The following is a 409-nucleotide window of genomic DNA, read 5'->3' on the forward strand; positions in this document are numbered from 1 at the left end:
TTACGCTCAGTGCGCCGCAAAAAACGCGGGTTGGGGATTTTGTCGCCGTCACTGGTGATGACGCGGTGCGTCAGCCCCAGATCGATGCCGACCATTTTGGGGGTGACCGGCAGTGGTGTGGCCACTTCCTCCACCAAAAAACTGACATGATAACGGCCTGCGGTGTCACAGCTCACCGTGATACTGCTTGGCGTGCCGGAAAAAGACCGGCTCCAGCGGATAGCCAGCGGGTCTTTTTGCTTGGCCAGCCACAGTTTGCCGTCGCGCCAGCGAAAGCCGTTGGCCATGTAAGTGGCCGATTGCTTGCGCTGCTTCTTCTTGAAGGTGGGATACCGCGCCTGGTTTTTGAAGAAGTTGCTGAAGGCCCGATCCAGATGCCGGAGCGACTGTTGCAAGCAGACGTTGGACA

Annotated in this window: 1 protein-coding gene; it reads right to left on the reverse strand. The window is 58.2% G+C overall.

Annotated elements, in window-relative coordinates:
- Positions 1–409: RNA-guided endonuclease InsQ/TnpB family protein (locus tag P8629_RS11490; RefSeq protein WP_278166269.1), on the reverse strand; the 409-nt coding region annotated here is incomplete at both ends.

This window comes from Hydrogenovibrio sp. 3SP14C1 (genome assembly GCF_029625905.1).
Taxonomy (GTDB): Bacteria; Pseudomonadota; Gammaproteobacteria; order Thiomicrospirales; family Thiomicrospiraceae; genus Hydrogenovibrio.